The organism is Pseudomonas deceptionensis (assembly GCF_900106095.1).
GTDB classification, from domain to species: domain Bacteria; phylum Pseudomonadota; class Gammaproteobacteria; order Pseudomonadales; family Pseudomonadaceae; genus Aquipseudomonas; species Aquipseudomonas deceptionensis.
Genome location: NZ_FNUD01000002.1, coordinates 4,854,732 through 4,872,913 on the forward strand (window position 1 = coordinate 4,854,732; position 18,182 = coordinate 4,872,913).

The 18,182-nt window shown below is 60.5% G+C and carries 16 protein-coding genes; 7 read left to right on the forward strand and 9 right to left on the reverse strand.

Annotated features, from left to right (window positions below):
- Positions 1 to 4 precede the first annotated feature (4 nt).
- The 3 genes from dapE (at position 5) to BLW11_RS22430 (ending at position 2,423) form a co-directional block, all read left to right on the forward strand.
- Entirely contained in the window at positions 5 to 1,156 is a 1,152-nt protein-coding gene (gene dapE / locus BLW11_RS22420) for a succinyl-diaminopimelate desuccinylase (protein ID WP_048359919.1), read from the forward strand.
- The gene (locus BLW11_RS22425) at positions 1,156 to 1,965 is read left to right on the forward strand and encodes a putative RNA methyltransferase (protein ID WP_048359920.1); all 810 of its coding nucleotides are present in this window, start codon (positions 1,156 to 1,158) and stop codon (positions 1,963 to 1,965) included. Before dapE ends, BLW11_RS22425 begins: the two co-directional genes overlap by 1 nt.
- An 80-nt stretch (positions 1,966 to 2,045) precedes the next feature.
- Positions 2,046 to 2,423: a hypothetical protein gene (locus BLW11_RS22430; RefSeq protein WP_048359921.1), complete on the forward strand. Its 378-nt coding sequence runs from the start codon at positions 2,046 to 2,048 to the stop codon at positions 2,421 to 2,423.
- A 108-nt stretch (positions 2,424 to 2,531) separates the two neighbouring features.
- Here the strand turns inward: BLW11_RS22430 and BLW11_RS22435 are convergent, their stop codons facing one another.
- Positions 2,532 to 2,741, reverse strand: coding sequence for a cold-shock protein (locus tag BLW11_RS22435; protein WP_019822157.1), 210 nt, complete (start codon positions 2,739 to 2,741; stop codon positions 2,532 to 2,534).
- A gap of 231 nt (positions 2,742 to 2,972) precedes the next feature.
- Between BLW11_RS22435 and plsB the strand changes: the two genes are divergently transcribed.
- Together plsB and BLW11_RS22445 are read left to right on the forward strand one after the other, a co-directional pair.
- Positions 2,973 to 5,483, forward strand: a complete 2,511-nt coding sequence (gene plsB / locus BLW11_RS22440) for a glycerol-3-phosphate 1-O-acyltransferase PlsB (protein ID WP_048359922.1) — start codon at positions 2,973 to 2,975, stop codon at positions 5,481 to 5,483.
- A gap of 12 nt (positions 5,484 to 5,495) precedes the next feature.
- Positions 5,496 to 5,894 carry a YbaY family lipoprotein gene (locus BLW11_RS22445; RefSeq protein ID WP_048359923.1) on the forward strand — a complete coding sequence of 133 codons (399 nt, stop codon included), beginning with the start codon at positions 5,496 to 5,498 and terminating at the stop codon, positions 5,892 to 5,894.
- A gap of 107 nt (positions 5,895 to 6,001) precedes the next feature.
- Here BLW11_RS22445 and BLW11_RS22450 read toward each other — a convergent pair whose 3' ends face one another.
- Positions 6,002 to 9,067: an efflux RND transporter permease subunit gene (locus BLW11_RS22450; protein ID WP_048359924.1), complete on the reverse strand. Its 3,066-nt coding sequence runs from the start codon at positions 9,065 to 9,067 to the stop codon at positions 6,002 to 6,004.
- Between the two features lie 5 nt (positions 9,068 to 9,072).
- Positions 9,073 to 10,173 (reverse strand): efflux RND transporter periplasmic adaptor subunit, encoded by a 1,101-nt coding sequence (locus BLW11_RS22455; protein ID WP_048359925.1) that lies wholly within the window; start codon positions 10,171 to 10,173, stop codon positions 9,073 to 9,075.
- A 90-nt stretch (positions 10,174 to 10,263) separates the two neighbouring features.
- Here BLW11_RS22455 and BLW11_RS22460 point away from each other — a divergent pair, with 90 nt between their 5' ends.
- The gene (locus tag BLW11_RS22460) at positions 10,264 to 10,899 is read left to right on the forward strand and encodes a TetR/AcrR family transcriptional regulator (RefSeq protein ID WP_048359926.1); all 636 of its coding nucleotides are present in this window, start codon (positions 10,264 to 10,266) and stop codon (positions 10,897 to 10,899) included.
- 51 nt (positions 10,900 to 10,950) lie between these two features.
- Here the strand turns inward: BLW11_RS22460 and BLW11_RS22465 are convergent, their stop codons facing one another.
- Positions 10,951 to 11,733 carry a class I SAM-dependent methyltransferase gene (locus BLW11_RS22465; protein ID WP_048359927.1) on the reverse strand — a complete coding sequence of 261 codons (783 nt, stop codon included), beginning with the start codon at positions 11,731 to 11,733 and terminating at the stop codon, positions 10,951 to 10,953.
- Positions 11,734 to 11,826: 93 nt separating this feature from the next.
- Here BLW11_RS22465 and BLW11_RS22470 point away from each other — a divergent pair, with 93 nt between their 5' ends.
- Entirely contained in the window at positions 11,827 to 12,447 is a 621-nt protein-coding gene (locus BLW11_RS22470; RefSeq protein ID WP_048359928.1) for a hypothetical protein, read from the forward strand.
- Here the strand turns inward: BLW11_RS22470 and BLW11_RS22475 are convergent.
- The 5 genes from BLW11_RS22475 to ppc all read right to left on the reverse strand — a co-directional run bounded on the left by BLW11_RS22475 (position 12,444) and on the right by ppc (position 18,182).
- Positions 12,444 to 13,307 (reverse strand): DUF72 domain-containing protein, encoded by an 864-nt coding sequence (locus BLW11_RS22475; RefSeq protein WP_048359929.1) that lies wholly within the window; start codon positions 13,305 to 13,307, stop codon positions 12,444 to 12,446. The genes BLW11_RS22470 and BLW11_RS22475 overlap by 4 nt on opposite strands.
- Before the next feature lie 4 nt (positions 13,308 to 13,311).
- A complete protein-coding gene (locus BLW11_RS22480) occupies positions 13,312 to 13,608 on the reverse strand; it encodes a hypothetical protein (protein ID WP_048359930.1) in 297 nt (98 codons plus the stop codon).
- Between the two features lie 231 nt (positions 13,609 to 13,839).
- Positions 13,840 to 14,523: a tRNA (adenosine(37)-N6)-threonylcarbamoyltransferase complex dimerization subunit type 1 TsaB gene (gene tsaB, locus BLW11_RS22485; protein WP_048359931.1), complete on the reverse strand. Its 684-nt coding sequence runs from the start codon at positions 14,521 to 14,523 to the stop codon at positions 13,840 to 13,842.
- Positions 14,524 to 14,617: 94 nt separating this feature from the next.
- Complete coding sequence (adk, locus tag BLW11_RS22490) at positions 14,618 to 15,265, reverse strand: adenylate kinase (protein WP_048359932.1); 648 nt, start codon at positions 15,263 to 15,265, stop codon at positions 14,618 to 14,620.
- 286 nt (positions 15,266 to 15,551) lie between these two features.
- Positions 15,552 to 18,182, reverse strand: coding sequence for a phosphoenolpyruvate carboxylase (ppc, locus tag BLW11_RS22495; protein ID WP_048359933.1), 2,631 nt, complete (start codon positions 18,180 to 18,182; stop codon positions 15,552 to 15,554).

Sequence of the window (18,182 nt, forward strand, 5' to 3'; positions counted from 1 at the left end):
CACCATGACGGCCCACGCCGACCTTTCGCCGACCCTGCAACTTGCCTGCGATCTGATCCGTCGCCCTTCCGTGACGCCGATCGACGCCGACTGCCAGAAGTTGATGATGCAGCGCCTGGGCGATGCCGGCTTCAAGCTGGAGCCAATGCGCATTGAAGACGTCGACAACTTCTGGGCCACCCACGGCAAACACGAAGGCCCGGTGCTGTGCTTTGCCGGCCACACGGACGTCGTGCCGACCGGCCCGGTCCAGGCCTGGCAAAACGACCCGTTTGACGCGCTGATTGATGAACACGGCATGCTTTGCGGCCGTGGCGCTGCCGACATGAAAGGCAGCCTGGCTGCAATGCTGGTGGCCGCCGAGCGTTTTGTCGCCGACTACCCGGACCACAAGGGTTCGGTCGCGTTCCTGATCACCAGCGACGAAGAAGGCCCGGCCCACCACGGCACCAAGGCTGTGGTTGAGCGCTTCAAGGCCCGTAACGAGCGTCTGGACTGGTGCATCGTAGGCGAGCCGTCGAGCACCACCCTGGTGGGCGACGTGGTCAAAAACGGCCGTCGCGGTTCGCTGGGCGCCAAGCTCACCGTTCGTGGCAAGCAAGGCCATGTGGCCTACCCGCACCTGGCCAAGAATCCGATTCATCTGGCCGTGCCTGCGCTGACCGAACTGGCCGCCGAGCATTGGGATCACGGCAACGCCTTCTTCCCGCCGACCAGCTTCCAGATTTCCAACCTGAATTCCGGCACGGGCGCGACCAACGTGATCCCGGGTGATCTGGTGGCCGTGTTCAACTTTCGCTTCTCCACCGAGTCCACCGTGGAAGGCCTGCAAAAGCGCGTGGCGGACATCCTGGACAAGCATGGCCTGGACTGGCACATCGACTGGGCGCTATCCGGCCTGCCGTTCCTGACCGAGCCAGGGGCCCTGCTGGACGCGGTATCGTCGAGCATCAAGCAGGTGACCGGCCGCGAAACCAAGGCTTCCACCAGCGGTGGCACCTCCGATGGCCGCTTTATCGCGACCCTGGGTACGCAAGTGGTCGAACTGGGCCCGGTCAACGCGACCATTCACCAGGTCAACGAGCGGGTTCTGGCCAGCGATCTTGATGTGCTGACCGACATTTACTACCACACCCTGATCAAGTTGCTCGCCTGATGCTCGCCTGCCCTATCTGCTCCGAGCCGCTCAACGCGGTCGACAATGGCGTGGTGTGCCCGGCCGGCCATCGCTTTGACCGTGCCCGCCAGGGCTACTTGAACCTGCTGCCGGTGCAACACAAAAACAGCCGCGACCCGGGTGATAACCAGGCCATGGTTGAAGCCCGCCGCGACTTCCTCAACGCTGGCCACTACGCCCCGGTGGCCAAACGCCTGGCCGAACTGGCTGCCGAGCGGGCGCCACAGCGCTGGCTCGACATCGGTTGTGGCGAGGGTTACTACACCGCGCAAATCGCCGAAGCCTTGCCCAACGCCGATGGCTACGCGCTGGATATCTCCCGCGAAGCGGTCAAGCGCGCCTGCAAACGCAACCCGCAACTGACCTGGTTGATCGCCAGCATGGCCCGTGTGCCATTGGCCGATGCCAGCTGCCAGTTTCTGGCCAGCGTGTTCAGCCCGCTGGACTGGCTCGAAGCCAAGCGCCTGCTCACCCAGGGAGGCGGCTTGATGCGTGTAGGCCCGACTCGCGGGCACTTGATGGAATTGCGCGAGCGGCTGTACGACGAAGTACGCGACTACGCTGACGACAAGCATTTGGCGCTGGTGCCTGAAGGCATGCAGTTGCAGCACAGCGAAACACTGGAATTCACCCTCAGCTTGAGTGAACCCCAGGATCGCGCCAACTTGCTGGCCATGACCCCCCACGGCTGGCGTGCCAGTGCCGAGCGTCGGACCCAGGTCATCGAACACCCGGAGCCTTTAGTGGTGACAGTTTCGATGCGCTACGATTACTTCGTGCTTCAATAACCAACTTTACGGTCAAGGGCTCGAACCCTTGACCCGATTAATCCGCGAGTGGATTTTTCAGACCCGCAGTGAGGACATCCATGCGCCAACCCGATATCGAGATTTACCTGAAAGAAGCCGTCACTTACAAAGACGTCGAAGCCTGGCTGGTTGAAGTGCTGGGCCCGTGTACCGAATGGAAAAAGAAAGGCGAAACCTGGAAGTGCACTGCAGGCGACGTACCCGTCACCTGGATGCCAAAAGCTGTCGGCAAATGGAACAGCCTGTACCTGGACAGCGACAAGACGCCGTGGGAAGACGACATCACTTGCGCCCACGCAGCCTTTAAAGCGCTGAACGTCGAAGTACGTTGCGCGCCGGGCAGCTGGGTAGAAGAACAGGGTGAAGCAGACGCCGACCGCTGGATCCGCATCAGCGAAGACGGTCAGGAAGAAATCACCTGGAAAACCGGTTCCTGAATTAACTCAAATCCGTAGCCGCTGCCGCTGGCTGCGACAAGGGCCGAAGGACCTTCAGGGTCACTTCGCAACCCATCGCAGCCTTCGGCAGCGGCTACAGGGACTGCGTTACAACCCCACCACGTCCTCAGCCTGCAACCCCTTGTCACCGGTGACCTGGGTGTATTCGACCTGCTGGCCTTCAGCCAGGCTGCGATGGCCTTCACCGCGAATGGCGCGGTAATGCACAAACACGTCAGCCCCGTTTTCACACTGAATAAAGCCGTAGCCCTTGGCGTCGTTGAACCACTTCACACTGCCTGTTACGCGCGTTGTCATAAGATCTATCCCCCTTTTTATTATTGATCGGGCTCGAAAATTGGCCCCTTGAGAACTTTCGCTTGAACTAGACTTTTTGATTCTTGGTCTTACGCAGCACAGCGAAAGAGCTCCGAGTATAAGTCAGGCAAAAAAACACTCAATCAATATTAGTTAGCCGCTTTTTTGCCGATTTTCCGGAGATACGGCACACTACCCGACGCTTTTTTAATCCACTAACGCAGAAGCCGTATGACCCCCTCCCCATTCCGCCGCCTTGTATTTGGCGCCCTGCGTCGCTTGCTGTACCTGTGGGTGCGCTCTGAGACCATTAACCAGTCTTCCCTGTCCCTGAACCTGGATCGCAGCCGACCAGTGTTCTACGTTTTGCAATCACCCTCGCTGACCGAACTGGCTGTGGTTGATACCGAATGTTCCAAGGCCGGCCTGCCTCGCCCGGTACTGCCGGTGGCAGTAGGTACCATGATCGAGCCTGCGGCCTTCTTCTACCTGACCCCCGAGCCCGACTGGCTGGGCCGTCAGGACAAGCGTGGCGCCCCCCCTGCCCTGACCCGCCTGGTGGACGGCTTGACCCTGAACCCGGCCGAGGATGCGCAGATCATCCCGGTCAGCGTGTTCTGGGGCCAGTCCCCCGACAGCGAGTCCAGCCCCTGGAAACTGCTGTTTGCCGACAGCTGGGCCGTGACCGGTCGCCTGCGCCGCATGCTGCGTATCCTGATTCTGGGCCGTAAAACCCGTGTGCAGTTCTCGGCACCGATCCATTTGCGCGAACTGATCGACCTCAACAAGGGCCACGAACGCACCGTGCGCATGGCGCAGCGTATTTTGCGCGTGCACTTTCGCAACCTGAAAACCGCGACCATCGGCCCCGACCTCTCGCACCGGCGCAACCTGGTCAAAGGCCTGGTCAACGAACCCTCCGTGCGCCAGGCGATCCTCGACGAGGCCGAACGCGAGAACATTTCTGCGGACAAGGCCCGTGCCCAGGCACTGCGCTACGCCAATGAAATCGCCTCGGACTACACCTACACCGCGATCCGTTTTTTTGAAGTGCTCCTGAGCTGGTTCTGGAACAAGATTTACGACGGGGTGAAGGTCAACCACATCGAGGGCGTACAGAACATCGCCCAAGGCCACGAAATCGTCTATGTGCCGTGCCACCGCAGCCACATCGACTACCTCCTGCTGTCCTATCTGCTGTTTCGCAACGGTCTGACCCCGCCGCACATCGCCGCTGGCATCAACCTGAACATGCCGCTGATGGGCCGTTTGCTGCGCCGTGGCGGTGCCTTTTTCATGCGCCGCACCTTCAAGGGCAACCCGCTGTACACCTCCGTGTTCAACGAATACATGCACACCCTGTTCACCAAGGGCTTCCCGGTGGAGTACTTCGTCGAGGGCGGCCGTTCGCGTACCGGACGCATGCTGCAACCCAAGACCGGGATGCTGGCCATCACCGTGCGCAGCTTCTTGCGCTCATCGCGCATGCCCATCGTCTTTGTACCCGTGTACATCGGCTACGAGCGCGTGCTCGAAGGCCGCACCTACCTGGGCGAGCTGCGCGGTGCCAGCAAGAAAAAAGAGTCGATCTTCGATATTTTCAAGGTGCTGGGCGCCCTTAAAAAACAAAAGTTCGGTCAGGTGGCAGTCAACTTTGGCGAACCGATCAAACTGGCCGAGTTCCTCGAGCAGGAACAGCCGGGCTGGCGCAAGCAGGAGCTTGCACCGCTGTACCGTCCTGAATGGTTGAACGCGACCACCAATCGTCTGGGTGAGAAAGTTGCCCAGCACCTCAATGAAGCGGCAGCCATCAACCCGGTGAATCTGGTGGCGCTGGCCTTGCTGTCAACCACCAGGCTGGCTCTGGACGAACAGGCCATGGCGCGCGTGCTGGACCTGTACCTGGCCCTGCTGCGCCGCGTTCCCTACTCGCCGCACACCACCTTGCCCGAAGGCGACGGCCGCGCACTGATCAAGCATGTCAAAGACATGAACCTGCTCTCCGAGCAAAGCGATGCGCTGGGTAAAATCCTGTACCTGGATGAACAGAACGCGGTGCTGATGACCTATTACCGCAACAACGTTCTGCACATCTTTGCATTGCCGTCGTTGCTCGCCTGCTTCTTCCAGAGCACCTCGCGCATGAGCCGCGAGCAGATCCTGCGTTACACCCATGCGCTGTATCCGTATCTGCAATCGGAACTGTTTATCCGCTGGACGCTGGAAGAACTCGATGCCGTGGTGGACCAGTGGCTCGAATCCTTTGTGGAGCAAGGTTTGTTGCGCTTCGAGAAAGGCGTGTACCTGCGCCCGGCGCCAAGCTCTCGGCACTTTGTCTTGCTGACGCTGCTGTCCAGGAGCATTGCGCAAACCCTGCAGCGCTTCTATATGGCCATTTCGCTATTGCTCAACAGCGGCCAGAACACCTTGAGCGCCGAAGAGCTGGAAGACCTGTGCACCGTGATGGCCCAGAGGCTGTCGATCCTGCACGGGCTCAACGCACCCGAGTTCTTCGACAAGAGCCTGTTCCGCCACTTTATCCAGACATTGCTTGAAGAAGACGTGCTGCGCCGCGATGCCAACGGCAAGCTGAGCTATCACGAGCTGCTCGGTGAACTGGCCGAAGGCGCGGCCAAGCGTGTGTTGCCGGCCGAGATTCGCTTGTCGATTCGCCAGGTGGCCCTGCATCGCAGCGAAGACGCGCAAGAACAGCCGCCGCTTTCGCTCGAAAAAATATCTTGAAAGGAGTACACCATGAAAAAAGTTCTACTACTCAGCCTCACTGCCTTGCTAGGAGCCTGTAGCTCTATGACCCCTACCCCGCAAGCATCCCTCGACGGCGAAGTGTTTTACCTGCAGCGTATCGCTCTGCCGCCTACAGCCACACTGGAAGTGAGCTTGCAGGATGTTTCGCTGGCCGACGCGCCGGCGGTGACCCTTGCCAAACAAAGTGGCCAGATCAAGGGCCAGGTACCGTTGCCGTTTCACCTGACCTATGACCCGGCGCAGATCAAACCGGGCCATACCTACGCGGTGAGTGCACGGATCGAAGAAAACGGCCGGTTGCTGTTTATCAGCACTGAGCGCAACAGCGTCGATCTCAGCGCCAAAACCCAGCAACCCATCCGCCTGCGTGTCGATCAGGTTCGCTGATCAAGTGCGGTCAGTGGCCCCCTGCTGACCGCATCGCTGGCGATCGAACCTCGACCGGCGCTCCCACAAGGATTCAGCCAGATCTGATGACTGTGGGAGCCTGGGCCTCAAACCTTCTTCACCTTGAACCACGCGGCATACAGCGCGGGCAAGAACAGCAGCGTCAACACCGTCGCCACGATCAGCCCGCCCATGATGGCTACCGCCATCGGCCCGAAGAACACGCTGCGTGACAACGGAATCATCGCCAGCACCGCCGCCAGTGCGGTCAGCACAATCGGGCGAAAACGCCGAACCGTCGCTTCAATAATCGCCTGCCACGGGTCCAGCCCCGCCGCCTTGTCCTGCTCGATCTGGTCCACCAGGATCACCGAGTTGCGCATGATCATCCCCGACAGCGCAATGGTGCCCAGCATCGCCACAAAGCCGAAGGGCTTGCCGAACAGCAGCAGGAACAGCGTCACGCCAATCAAGCCCAGCGGCGCGGTCAGAAACACCATCACCATTCGCGAGAAGCTGCGCAACTGCACCATCAGCAAGGTCAGTACCACCACGATAAACAGCGGCACCCCGGCTTTCACCGAATCCTGGCCACGGGTGGAGTCCTCGACAGTACCGCCCACCTCCAGCAAATAACCGTCCGGCAATTCAGCGCGCACGCCTTCAAGGGTCGGCAGAATCTGCTGTACCAACGTTGCCGGTTGCTCCTTGCCATAAATATCCGCACGTACGGTCACGTTCGGCAGGCGGTTGCGGTGCCAGATAATCCCCTCTTCGAAGCCATATTCCAGGGTCGCAATTTGCGACAGGGCAACACTCTGACCATTGTCGGTCGGCACCGCCAGGCTCGGCAGCAACGACAGTTCGGTACGCTCCTGAGGGGTGCCGCGCAGCAGGATTTCGATCAATTCGTTGTCTTCACGGTACTGACTGACCGTGGAACCCAACAGCGTGCTTTGCAAGAAGCGCGATAGGTTCGCCGTACTCACACCCAAGGCCCGGGCCCGGTCCTGATCGATATTGAGGTACACCACCTTGCTCGGCTCTTCCCAGTCCAGGTGCACGTTCACCACATGGGGGTTATCCCGAACCTTGGCCGCCACCTTGCGCGCCAGCGCCCGCACCTCTTCGATATGCTCACCCGTCACCCGGAACTGCACCGGGTACCCCACAGGCGGGCCGTTCTCCAGACGCGTGACCCGCGAACGTACCGTCGGGAATTTCTCGTTAAGGGTTTCGATCAACCAGGTGCGCAGGCTTTCCCGATCCTCGATGGTCTTGGCCAGCACCACGAACTGGGCAAAGCTGGCCGCTGGCAACTGCTGATCCAGCGGCAAGTAATAGCGTGGCGAACCGGTGCCTGCGTAAGCCACATAGTTCTCGATGCCGGGGTGATCCTTGAGCAGGGCTTCAAGCTGTTTGACCTGCTCGGTGGTGTTGCTCAACGAAGCGCCTTCGGCCAGCTTCAGATCGACCATCAGCTCCAGTCGGCTCGACGCCGGGAAGAACTGCTGCGGAACAAACTTGAACAAGACCATCGAGCCCAGAAACAACAGCACGGTCAGCGCAATCACGGTTTTGCGGCGCTGCACGCACCACTCCACCAACCGGCGCACCCGCCGGTAAAACGGTGTGGCGTAAGGGTCATGGGCCCCGGCAGCGGTGCCGTGTTTAGCCGCATGAATCTTCGCCAGATCCGGTAACAACAAGGCCCCCAGATACGGTACAAACACCACCGCTGCCACCCACGATGCCAGCAGGGCAATGGTCACCACCTGGAAAATCGAACGGGTGTACTCACCCGTACTCGACTGCGCCATGGCAATCGGCAAAAAGCCCGCGGCGGTAATCAGCGTGCCGGTGAGCATCGGGAACGCGGTGCTGGTCCAGGCAAAGCTCGCCGCCTTGAGCCGGTCGTAACCCTGCTCCATTTTGATCGCCATCATTTCAACGGCGATGATGGCGTCGTCCACCAACAAGCCCAGCGCCAGCACCAGCGCCCCCAGCGAGATCTTGTGCAGACCGATCCCGAAGTAATGCATGGCGGCAAATGTCATCGCCAGCACCAGCGGGATGGTCAGCGCCACCACCATGCCGGTACGCAGCCCCAGCGAGAAAAAGCTCACCAGCAATACAATGACCAGGGCTTCAACCAACACTTTGACGAACTCACCAACGCTGGTTTTCACCGCCGCCGGCTGATCCGACACCTTGCCCAACTGCATCCCGACCGGGAGGTTTCGCTGGATCCGTTCAAACTCGGTATCCAGCGCCTTGCCCAGCACCAGGATGTCGCCGCCGTCCTTCATCGCGACGGCCAGACCGATCGCATCCTGGCCCATAAAGCGCATGCGCGGCGCCGCCGGGTCATTGAAGCCACGACGCACATCGGCCACATCACTGATGCGCAAGGTGCGCTCGCCCACACGAATCGGGAAACGCTCTATCTCTTCGACCGTCTTGAAGTTACCGCTGACGCGCAGTTGCACGCGCTCGGTCGGTGTTTCGAAAAACCCCGCCGTCGACACCGCGTTTTGCTCTTCAAGGCCCTTTTGCACCGCCGCCAGCGGCAAACCCAGGGTCGCGAGTTTGAGGTTGGAAAGTTCGATCCATATTTTTTCGTCCTGCAGCCCCAGCAACTCGACCTTGCCTACATCCTTGACCCGTTGCAGCTGGATCTGGATACGGTCGGCGTAGTCCTTGAGCACCGCGTAGTCGTAACCTTCGCCACTCAGGCTGTAGATATTGCCGAAGGTGGTGCCAAACTCATCGTTGAAAAACGGCCCCTGAACATCCGGCGGCAAGGAGTGGTGGATGTCTCCCAGTTTTTTGCGCACCTGATACCACAGCTGCGGGATCTGGTCCGAATGCATCGAATCACGGGCCATAAAGGTCACTTGCGACTCACCCGGGCGCGAGAACGAGACAATGCGCTCGTACTCGCCGGTCTCCATCAGCTTTTTCTCGATGCGCTCAGTGACCTGGCGCGAGACTTCCTCAGCCGTGGCCCCCGGCCACAAGGTACGAATCACCATGGCCTTGAAAGTAAACGGCGGGTCTTCGCTCTGCCCTAATTTGGTATAGGAAAGCCCGCCGACAATTGCCAGCAACAGCATCAGGAACAGTACGATCTGGCGATTGCGCAGCGCCCAGGCGGAAAGATTGAAACCCATGGGGATTAGTCCTTCGCCGAAATATTGATGGTCCGGTTGGAGCGATCAATCGGCCGCACCTCCTGCCCCGGATGCAACACATGCACCCCGGCTGCAACGATCCAGTCATCGGCGTTGAGGCCTTCAAGTACCGGCACCGTATTCTCCCCAAACGGCCCCACACGTACCGGCACTTGTTCAATTTTGTTGCCCTGACCGACGCGCCACACGTAGGGCGCACCGTTCTCGGCAGTCAAGGCTGACAACGGCACCGACAACTGGCTGTGACCTTCGCTCTGGATAAATACCCGGGCACTTTGGCCCAGCTCGGCAGGCACCTTGCCCGCGGTGAACGCGATGCGGGCTGCGAAGGTGCGAGACTTGGGGTCGGCTGACGGCGACAGTTCGCGGATACGCCCGCTGAAGCGCTGGCCGGGTTGCGACCACAGCTCAACCGACACCGGCAAACCGATCTTGAACCGGCCGAAGTCTTGCTCGGGCAAGCTGATCAGCACTTCACGCTCACCATCGGCCGCCAGGGTGAACACCGTTTGCCCGGCGCTGACCACTTGCCCGACTTCAACCTGACGCTGGGCGATCACGCCATCTTGCGGGGCACGCAACACGGCGTAACTCGCCTGATTGCTGGCCACATCCTGCTCGGCCTTGATCTGCTGGAGCCTGGCTTCGCCCGAACGGTAAAGGTTTTCGGCATTGTCGAACTGCGAACGGCTGACCATCTGGCGATCCAGCAAGGTCTTGTAGCGATCACGCTCGGCACGCACCAGATTCAGATTGGCCTGGGCTGCAGCCACTTGTGCACGGGTGGCGTCCAGTTGCAGGCGCACGTCTTGCGGGTCCAGCTCGGCCAGCGGCTGATTGGCCTTGACCCGCTCCCCCTCGTCCACCAGGCGCTTGCTGACTTTGCCACCGATACGAAACGCCAACTGCGGGTCAAAGCGCGCCCGCACTTCGCCGGGGTAACTCTGGTTCGCGAGCGCCGAGGGCTGTGGCTGCACCACCATCGCCGGGGTGATGCTGATTTTTGCTGGCTCTTGCTGCCCACACGCAGACAATAAAACGACCAGACACAGAGGCACAGCGCGGGGCAAGGCATGGCGCAACATGGTGATGACCTTTCGCTAATGGGGCTTGGAATATTTATACTGGGTGGCATGTTATTAATACTAAACTCACCAGTCCAGTAATAAACGGATATGTCTGACCATCATTTACCCCCCAATGCCCTCGGCCGCCCGAAAGACATGGCAAAACGCCAGTCAATCCTCGACGCCGCCAAAACCCTGTTTTTGACCAAGGGCTATGCCAACACCAGCATGGACGCGGTTGCAGGTTTGGCGGGCGTATCAAAACTGACGGTCTACAGCCACTTCACTGACAAGGAGACCCTGTTTTCCTCAGCGATCATGGCCAAATGCACAGAACAGCTGCCGGTCCTGTTTTTTGAATTGCCCAGCGACGGGCCGATTGAGAAAGTGCTGTTAAAAATTGCCCGCGGGTTTCACGCGCTGATTAACAGCGAAGAGTCGTTGAACCTGCACCGGCTGATGATGACCCTGGGCAGTCAGGACCCGAAGCTGTCGCAGATCTTCTTTGAGGCGGGGCCAGAGCGGCTGGTGCTGGAGATGGAGCAACTGCTGCGCAAAATCCACCTCAGTGGTGCGCTGCAGATTGACCAGCCGCACTACGCGGCGGAGCACTTTTTTTGCATGCTCAAGGGCGCGCCCAACTTTCGCCTGCTGTATGGATGCGGCGAGCCGCTGGACGCAGAAGGCGTCGAAGCTCATGTGCAGGAAGTGGTAGGGGTTTTTATGCGGGCTTATCGACCTTGATACCCTTACCCCAACCCTCCCCCAGAGGGAGAGGGCCAGGGTGAGGGGCTTTCAAGGTTTCAGCGCTTTCTTCGGGTAAATATCGTAACGGCTCGACTTGCCATCCAGCGCATGGCTCGGCTTGGGCCCGGCAATGCACGGCGCCTTGCGCGGGCGCTTGACCACCACGCGGTGACTCGCCAGCGCCAATGCCGCTTCGAGCAAGGCCGGAGCATCATTGTCATCGCCCACCAATGGCCGGAACAGGCGCATTTCTTTCTTCACCAGGGCTGTTTTCTCGCGATGCGGGAACATCGGATCGAGGTAGATCACCTGCGGCGGCTCGCCTTCCCAATGGCGCATCACTTCAATCGAGTTGCCTTTAAGCAGGTGCATGCGCGACACAATCGGCGCCACTTCAAAATCGTCCAGGCCACGGGCCAGACCGTCTTCAAGTAACGCACCGATCAGCGGCTGACGCTCGATCAGGCTCATTTCACAGCCCAGGCTCGCCAGCACGAACGCGTCCTTGCCCAAGCCCGCCGTGGCATCCAGCACCCGCGGGCGTACGCCCTGCTGAATCCCAACCGCCTTGGCAATCATCTGCCCGGTGCCACCGCCGAACAAACGCCGGTGGGCCGCGCCGCCTTCTACAAAGTCGACCCGCACCGGGCCCGGAGCGTCGGGGCCCAACTGTTGCAGCTGCAAACCCTGGGCGCTCAACTGCAAGGCGAACTCGGCGTCCGGTTCGTCCATAGGCAAACCCAGACGCTCAGCCCATTGCTCGGCCAAGGCCTGATAAGCCTCGCCCAACGCCTCGACTTTGATACGACAGCCCGCTGCTTGCTCAATCATCTAAAAACACGCTCAAAAATTTAATGATCGGCAAAGGCTGCCGATAAATGAAATATCCGGCATTTTGCCAGAGCTGGGCGTCGACCGAGAGCTATGTCAGACATTCATTCCCCATCCATCGGCTTTATTGCGCCAATTGGCGACTTTGGCCGGCACAATTCGCAGATCACGGGCAGCGTCAATCACCTGTGGAAGGACTTCTACGCCCAGGCGTTGGCAGAACAGTCCGGTACTGACGAAGTGGCGGCAATTGATGCACCGCCGGTGGCTGAGGATGAAAATACCGAACCCCGTGGCGGCAGCGGCGTGCTGGGCACTATCGTGACCCAGCGCCATTGCGAGGTTCAGGACACTGAACTGCGTCCGCCCCAGGCCCTGTTTTTACCCATAGCCGAGTTCGAACTCGACTTGCTGCCGCCGCCGGCCGTGCCCTACCCCGCGCAAGAATTGATCGCCCAACAGCACCAACAGGATTTCAACGAGACATGGGTACGCCCGATCGTCATGGCTCAGGGGCACCCTCTGCCCGAGCCGGGCCCGGGGCCTGAGCCGCGATCGCTGCATCTGCCCATAGCCGAATTTGAACTGGACCTTCTGCCACCGCCCGCCGAGCCGTTCGACGCGCTGACCCTGATCGAGCAACAACGGGCGATGGACTTCGACCTGGGCTGGGCCCGCCCGCTGGTGGTCAACAACCTGCGCCTGGCGGCTTAAAGCAGCCCCAGCTGTTCGACCGTCGAGGGTTGATGCAACTCGGGCAATGCCGGCAAACCCGGTAACCGTTCGCTCAATTGCTGATGAAAGCGCCGCGCCAGTTCCGGGGCCCGGTGATTGTCCGGCGTGTGCAGAAATACATAAGGCGTGCGCCCCTCCTCGATCCAGCCCGCCACTTTTTCAACCCAGGGTCGCAAATAGGGATCGTTGGCTTCCAGTTCCGGGCGACCGATAAAGCGCACCTGCGGGAATTGGGTAAAGGCGGCCGGGCGCGGCGGCACTTTGGGCTTTTTCGATTGCGCGTGCAGCACCGCAGGATCCGTCGAGGTGCAGCTGAACAAGGCGCGCGGATCAAGACAAATGCGCTCAACTGCACGATCCATCAGCAATCGGTTGAGCAACCGCTCGGCATCGCCCTTGGCAAAGAACTCCGGATGACGCACTTCAACCGCCAACGGGCGCTCCAGAGCGTCCACAAAGCTCATCAGCTCCGCCAGACGCTGTGGGCCGAAGCTTGCCGGCAGTTGCAGCCAAAGGGGCGCTACGCGCGCTCCCAAGGGCCGCAACAGTTGCAAGAAGTCTTCTGCGGCGTGCCCCTGCTCACGCAAGTCACCGCCGTGGCTGATATCCCGCGGGAACTTGGCGGTAAACCTGAAGTGCCCGGGCATGCTTTGCGCCCAGCGTTCAACTGTGGCCGGTGCCGGGCGGGCGTAGAAAGTGGTGTTGCCTTCGACGGCATTGAACACTTGCGCGTACAGGCTCAGAAAGTCAGCCGGGCGAGCGTTTTGCGGGTACAGGCCTTCGCGCCAGGCGTTTTCACTCCAGGACGGGCAACCGAGGTAATACGGGAGGTCAGTCATGAACTCAAATGTACAGGTCCAGGGTCTGTACTTCTATTTCCCAATCGATAAAGCCTGCAGTGCTCAGGTAACTGGCAAGGGCCCTGGCCGTACTTTTGTTTATGGCGCGCTGGAAGATCATGTCTTGCTGACGGGACGGCAACTGGCTGATGCGTTCGCCGGAGGGTGGCGTACGGGCTGCCTGGGGGGTGTCTTGCTGTACGACTTCGCCATCATCGACCGACTCATCAACCAGCGGCTGGCCTTTTCGCGGCTTGCGCTTGATCGGGTAGGACTGGGAAGAAAAGCCGTCAATGCGCATGGCTGCAAGCTCGGTAGCAATAGTTACAATTTAGCGGCGCGGGCCAGACTAAGCAAATGGGCCGGCTATTTTGTAGATACTCTGTTGGCGGTCAACCCTGCCTGTGGGAGCGAGCCTGCTCGCGAACGACCTTCGCGAGCAAGCTCGCTCCCACAGTTGACGTTTCCTTTAGACCTTGTAGCCGCCGCCGAACGCAGCCTCGCTCCGCTCGTCAGCGGCTACAAAAGCGGATCAAGCGTTACGTTCAGCTTTTGTAGCCGCAACCTTGTCGCGCAGGTACACCGGCTGTGCGTCATCGGCCCTGATGGCCTCACCGCGCGCCCAGGCAAACCGGGCCAGGGTCAGCAGGTCTTCGGCGTGAGGCAACATGCCCGCGTCCATCGCGTATGGCTTGACGTTCAACCGCTCGGCGTAACCCCAACCGGTGCCTGCACCAAACCAGTCACCGACGGCGCCATCCGGCAAACCGGCAACTTCCGGTGCCAGTACGGCTTCAACGCCGTCCAGACGCATTTCGCCTGCCTGCTCGCGGTAGCAGCCCCAATACACTTCGTCCATGCGCGCATCAATGGCGGACACCACCTGGGTGGCGCCGTGCTCGCGATAGGCGCGCTGGGCCAGGACCGCCAGGTTGGAGATCGGCAACACCGGGCGCTCCAGGGCGAAGGCCAGGCCCTGCACCACACCAATGGCGATACGCACACCGGTAAAGGCGCCCGGCCCACGACCGAAGGCAATGGCCTCCACCGCCGACAGCTCGACGCCCGCCTGAGCCAACAGTTCTTTAATCATCGGCAACAGCTTTTGCGCATGCAGGCGCGGGATCACCTCGTAGTGGCTCGTAACCTTGCCATCGTGCAGCAAGGCAACAGAGCAAGCTTCAGTCGCGGTATCCAGGGCCAGCAAGGTGCTCATCGGTGTTCCCGTCAGAATCAGATTGAAAAAAGTTCAGCAGTATAAACAACAACAGCCCGCAAGCGGGCTGTTGTTACGGCGCAAAATCGACTTATCAGCTCAGGGCTTCAAGCACCTTGGCAGTGATCGATTCTACTGAGCCAACGCCTTCAACGTGGCTGTACTTCGGCTTGCCCTGGGCAGCGGCCAGCTTTTGGTAGAAGTCCACCAACGGCTTGGTCTGCGAATGGTAAACCGAAAGACGGTGACGAACGGTTTCTTCGGTGTCGTCTTTACGCTGAACCAGCTCATCGCCGGTCACATCGTCCTTGCCTTCAACTTTAGGCGGGTTGTAGACGGTGTGGTAAACGCGGCCCGAGGCTTCGTGTACACGACGGCCAGCAATGCGCTGAACGATCTCTTCGTCTTCAACGGCGATTTCCAGCACGTGGTCCAGCTCGACACCGGCTTTGACCAGTGCTTCAGCTTGCGGAATGGTGCGCGGGAAACCGTCGAACAGGAAACCGTTTACGCAATCCGGCTGAGCAATACGCTCTTTCACCAGGTTGATGATCAGATCGTCAGATACCAGACCACCGCTGTCCATTACGCCTTTGGCGATCAGGCCCAGCTCGGTCCCGGCTTTAACGGCTGCACGCAACATGTCGCCGGTGGAGATTTGCGGGATGCCAAATTTTTCAGTGATGAACTTTGCCTGAGTACCTTTACCGGCCCCGGGAGCTCCCAGCAGAATTACGCGCATCGATGTGCTCCTCAAATTTTTTATTTAAATGACAACAGACTCGCCTCTTTGGGCCAATCTCAAAATCGGGTTATGGCCATCAAAACGGCCAAGGGCTGATCAAGATACACAGCAGGCCCGGCCCACACAAGCCGCCCAAAGTAGGAAAAATCACAGGCAAACCGGCCCGTGCGGCCGGGTGTCACAGGTCGCAACCCCACATTAAAGTGTCGCGCCCGCGCAGGGATCGGCATCCGGTCTGCCGTGTCCCCGCCCGCTCTGGCGCGACATTTGCCTCTCTTTTGCTTTAACCGGTGTTGCGCAATCCCGCCGCGATCCCGGCCACAGTTACCAGCAACGCTTGTTCCAGAGGGCTGTCCTGGGCCGCTTGCTGGCGCCGCGAGCGCGCCAGCAGCTCGGCCTGCAATAAATGAAGAGGGTCAAGGTAGGTGTTGCGCAAACGGATGAACTCAAGCGTCTCCGGGCTATGAGCCATCAACTGTGCCTGCCCGGTCAGCCCCAACACCACGGTGCACGCCTGCGACAATAAGTCGCGTAAATGCACACCCAATGGCAGCAGTTCCGGGGCCACCAGACGTTCGTCGTAGAGCCGGGCGATATCGGCATCGGCCTTGGCCAGAACCATTTCCAGCATGTCGATGCGGGTGCGGAAGAACGGCCACTGCTCGCGCATTTGCGCCAACTGCTCGCCTTCACCACGGGCCAGCGCCTGGCTCAAAGCGGTTTCCCAGCCCAGCCAGGCGGGTAGCATCAAGCGGGTCTGGGTCCAACCAAAAATCCACGGGATGGCCCGCAGGCTTTCAATCCCCCCTGCCCGGCGCTTGGCCGGACGACTGCCCAATGGCAAGCGGCCCAGTTCCTGCTCCGGCGTCGACTGACGGAAGTACTCGACGAACTGAGGATTATCACGAACCACTCCGCGATAGGCCTTGACCCCGTCCGCCGCCAGCTCGTCCATCAACACCCGCCAGCCTGGTTCCGGCAGGGGTGGCGGGAGCAAGGTGGCTTCCAGCACAGCCGCCAGATACAGGTTGAGATTCTGCTCGGCGATGTCCGGCAGGCCGAACTTGAAGCGGATCATTTCACCCTGCTCCGTGGTGCGGAAACGCCCCGCCACCGAGCCCGGCGGCTGCGACAGAATCGCCGCGTGGGCCGGGCCTCCGCCACGACCTACAGTGCCACCGCGACCATGGAACAACAGCAGCTCAACGCCTTGTTCCCGACAGATATTGACCAGTGATTCCTGCGCCCGGTACTGCGCCCAGGCCGCCGCCGTGGTACCGGCATCCTTGGCCGAGTCGGAATACCCGATCATCACTTCCTGCGGCCCTTGCAGACGGGTGCGATAGCCCGGCAACAGCAGGAGTCGCTCGATCACCGGCCCCGCATTGTCCAGGTCGGCCAGGGTTTCAAACAGCGGAACCACACGCATCGGGCGCTCAAGCCCCGACTCTTTGAGCAACAGTTGCACCGCCAGAACATCAGAGGCAGCGCCGGCCATCGAAATCACATATGAACCCAGTGACGCCCCCGGTGCAGCAGCCACTTCACGGCAGGTTGCCAGCACTTCGGCGGTGTCGGCACCGGGTTTGAAGTAACTGGGCAACAACGGGCGACGGTTGTTCAGCTCGCGCATCAGGAAGATCAGACGGGCATCTTCGTCCCAGTCTTCATAGCGACCCAGGCCCAGATAATCGGTGATTTCGGTCATGGCCGAGGCGTGTCGGGCCGCGTCCTGACGCACATCGAGGCGCACCAGAAACAGGCCGAACGTCACGGCCCGGCGCAAGAAATCGAGCAACGGCCCGTCCGCGATCACGCCCATGCCACAGGCATGCAGCGATTGATAGCAAAGCTGCAACGGCGCCAGCAGCTCGCGATTGTCCTGCAACACCTCGGCCGGGGCGGCCTGCGCGCTGCTCAAGGCGCTATGGGCCCAGTTGCGGGTGGCCCGCAGGCGCTCACGCAATTGTTTGAGCACGGCACGATACGGTTCGGCACTCTCGCCGGCGGCCGCCAGCAATTGCGGGGTGGCCTGCTGCATCGACAGGTCAGCCGCCAGTTTGTCGATATCGCGCAGGTACAAATCTGCCGCCATCCAGCGCGCCAGTAGCAGCACCTCACGGGTCACGCTGGCGGTGACATTGGGGTTGCCGTCACGGTCGCCGCCCATCCAGGAAGCAAAGCGGATCGGGGCTGCCTCCAGGGGCAAATGCAGCCCGGTGGCCGCATGCAGAGCCTTGTCAGCCTTGCGCAGCATATGCGGCACGGCGTGCCACAACGAATGTTCGATGACCGCAAACCCCCACTTGGCCTCATCGACAGGAGTGGGACGGGTGCGACGGATTTCTTCGGTGTGCCAGGCTTCGGCGATCAGCCGCTGCAAGCGCTGTTCGATCTCGGATTTTTCCGCAAGGGTCAGGTCACGGTGGTCCTGGGCAGCCAGTTGCTCAGCGATGGCATCGTACTTTTGAATCAGGGTACGGCGGGTCACTTCGGTAGGGTGCGCGGTGAGCACCAGCTCGATATCCAGACGGCTGACCTGGCGTGCCAGCGACTCGGGCTTATGCCCTTCTGCCAGCAGCCGTTCGAGCAACTGCGGCAAGACCAGCGCCTCAAATGGCTCGGCCTGCCCCTCTTCACGCCGGTGGATCAACTGGTACTGCTCGGCAATGTTCGCAAGGTTCAAAAACTGGTTGAACGCCCGCGCCACCGGCAGCACTTCATCGTCGCTCAGGGCATCCAGAATCGCGCTCAACTCCTCGCCCGTGGTGCCGCGCCGGTCGGCCTTGGCCCCCTGGCGGATGCGCTCGATCTTGGCGAGAAAAGCGTCGCCGTATTGGTCACGAATCGTATTACCCAACAGCTCACCCAGCAGGTGAACATCATCGCGCAAGCGTGCATCAATATCGGTCAT

What these genes read in the sequence shown, in the direction of transcription:
- dapE (WP_048359919.1), top strand. Translation starts at nt 5, where the DNA reads ATGACGGCCCACGCCGACCTTTCGCCGACCCTGCAACTTGCCTGCGAT.
- BLW11_RS22425 (WP_048359920.1), top strand. Translation starts at nt 1,156, where the DNA reads ATGCTCGCCTGCCCTATCTGCTCCGAGCCGCTCAACGCGGTCGACAAT.
- BLW11_RS22430 (WP_048359921.1), top strand. Translation starts at nt 2,046, where the DNA reads ATGCGCCAACCCGATATCGAGATTTACCTGAAAGAAGCCGTCACTTAC.
- BLW11_RS22435 (WP_019822157.1), bottom strand. Translation starts at nt 2,741, where the DNA reads ATGACAACGCGCGTAACAGGCAGTGTGAAGTGGTTCAACGACGCCAAG.
- plsB (WP_048359922.1), top strand. Translation starts at nt 2,973, where the DNA reads ATGACCCCCTCCCCATTCCGCCGCCTTGTATTTGGCGCCCTGCGTCGC.
- BLW11_RS22445 (WP_048359923.1), top strand. Translation starts at nt 5,496, where the DNA reads ATGAAAAAAGTTCTACTACTCAGCCTCACTGCCTTGCTAGGAGCCTGT.
- BLW11_RS22450 (WP_048359924.1), bottom strand. Translation starts at nt 9,067, where the DNA reads ATGGGTTTCAATCTTTCCGCCTGGGCGCTGCGCAATCGCCAGATCGTA.
- BLW11_RS22455 (WP_048359925.1), bottom strand. Translation starts at nt 10,173, where the DNA reads ATGTTGCGCCATGCCTTGCCCCGCGCTGTGCCTCTGTGTCTGGTCGTT.
- BLW11_RS22460 (WP_048359926.1), top strand. Translation starts at nt 10,264, where the DNA reads ATGTCTGACCATCATTTACCCCCCAATGCCCTCGGCCGCCCGAAAGAC.
- BLW11_RS22465 (WP_048359927.1), bottom strand. Translation starts at nt 11,733, where the DNA reads ATGATTGAGCAAGCAGCGGGCTGTCGTATCAAAGTCGAGGCGTTGGGC.
- BLW11_RS22470 (WP_048359928.1), top strand. Translation starts at nt 11,827, where the DNA reads ATGTCAGACATTCATTCCCCATCCATCGGCTTTATTGCGCCAATTGGC.
- BLW11_RS22475 (WP_048359929.1), bottom strand. Translation starts at nt 13,307, where the DNA reads ATGACTGACCTCCCGTATTACCTCGGTTGCCCGTCCTGGAGTGAAAAC.
- BLW11_RS22480 (WP_048359930.1), bottom strand. Translation starts at nt 13,608, where the DNA reads ATGCGCATTGACGGCTTTTCTTCCCAGTCCTACCCGATCAAGCGCAAG.
- tsaB (WP_048359931.1), bottom strand. Translation starts at nt 14,523, where the DNA reads ATGAGCACCTTGCTGGCCCTGGATACCGCGACTGAAGCTTGCTCTGTT.
- adk (WP_048359932.1), bottom strand. Translation starts at nt 15,265, where the DNA reads ATGCGCGTAATTCTGCTGGGAGCTCCCGGGGCCGGTAAAGGTACTCAG.
- ppc (WP_048359933.1), bottom strand. Translation starts at nt 18,182, where the DNA reads ATGACCGATATTGATGCACGCTTGCGCGATGATGTTCACCTGCTGGGT.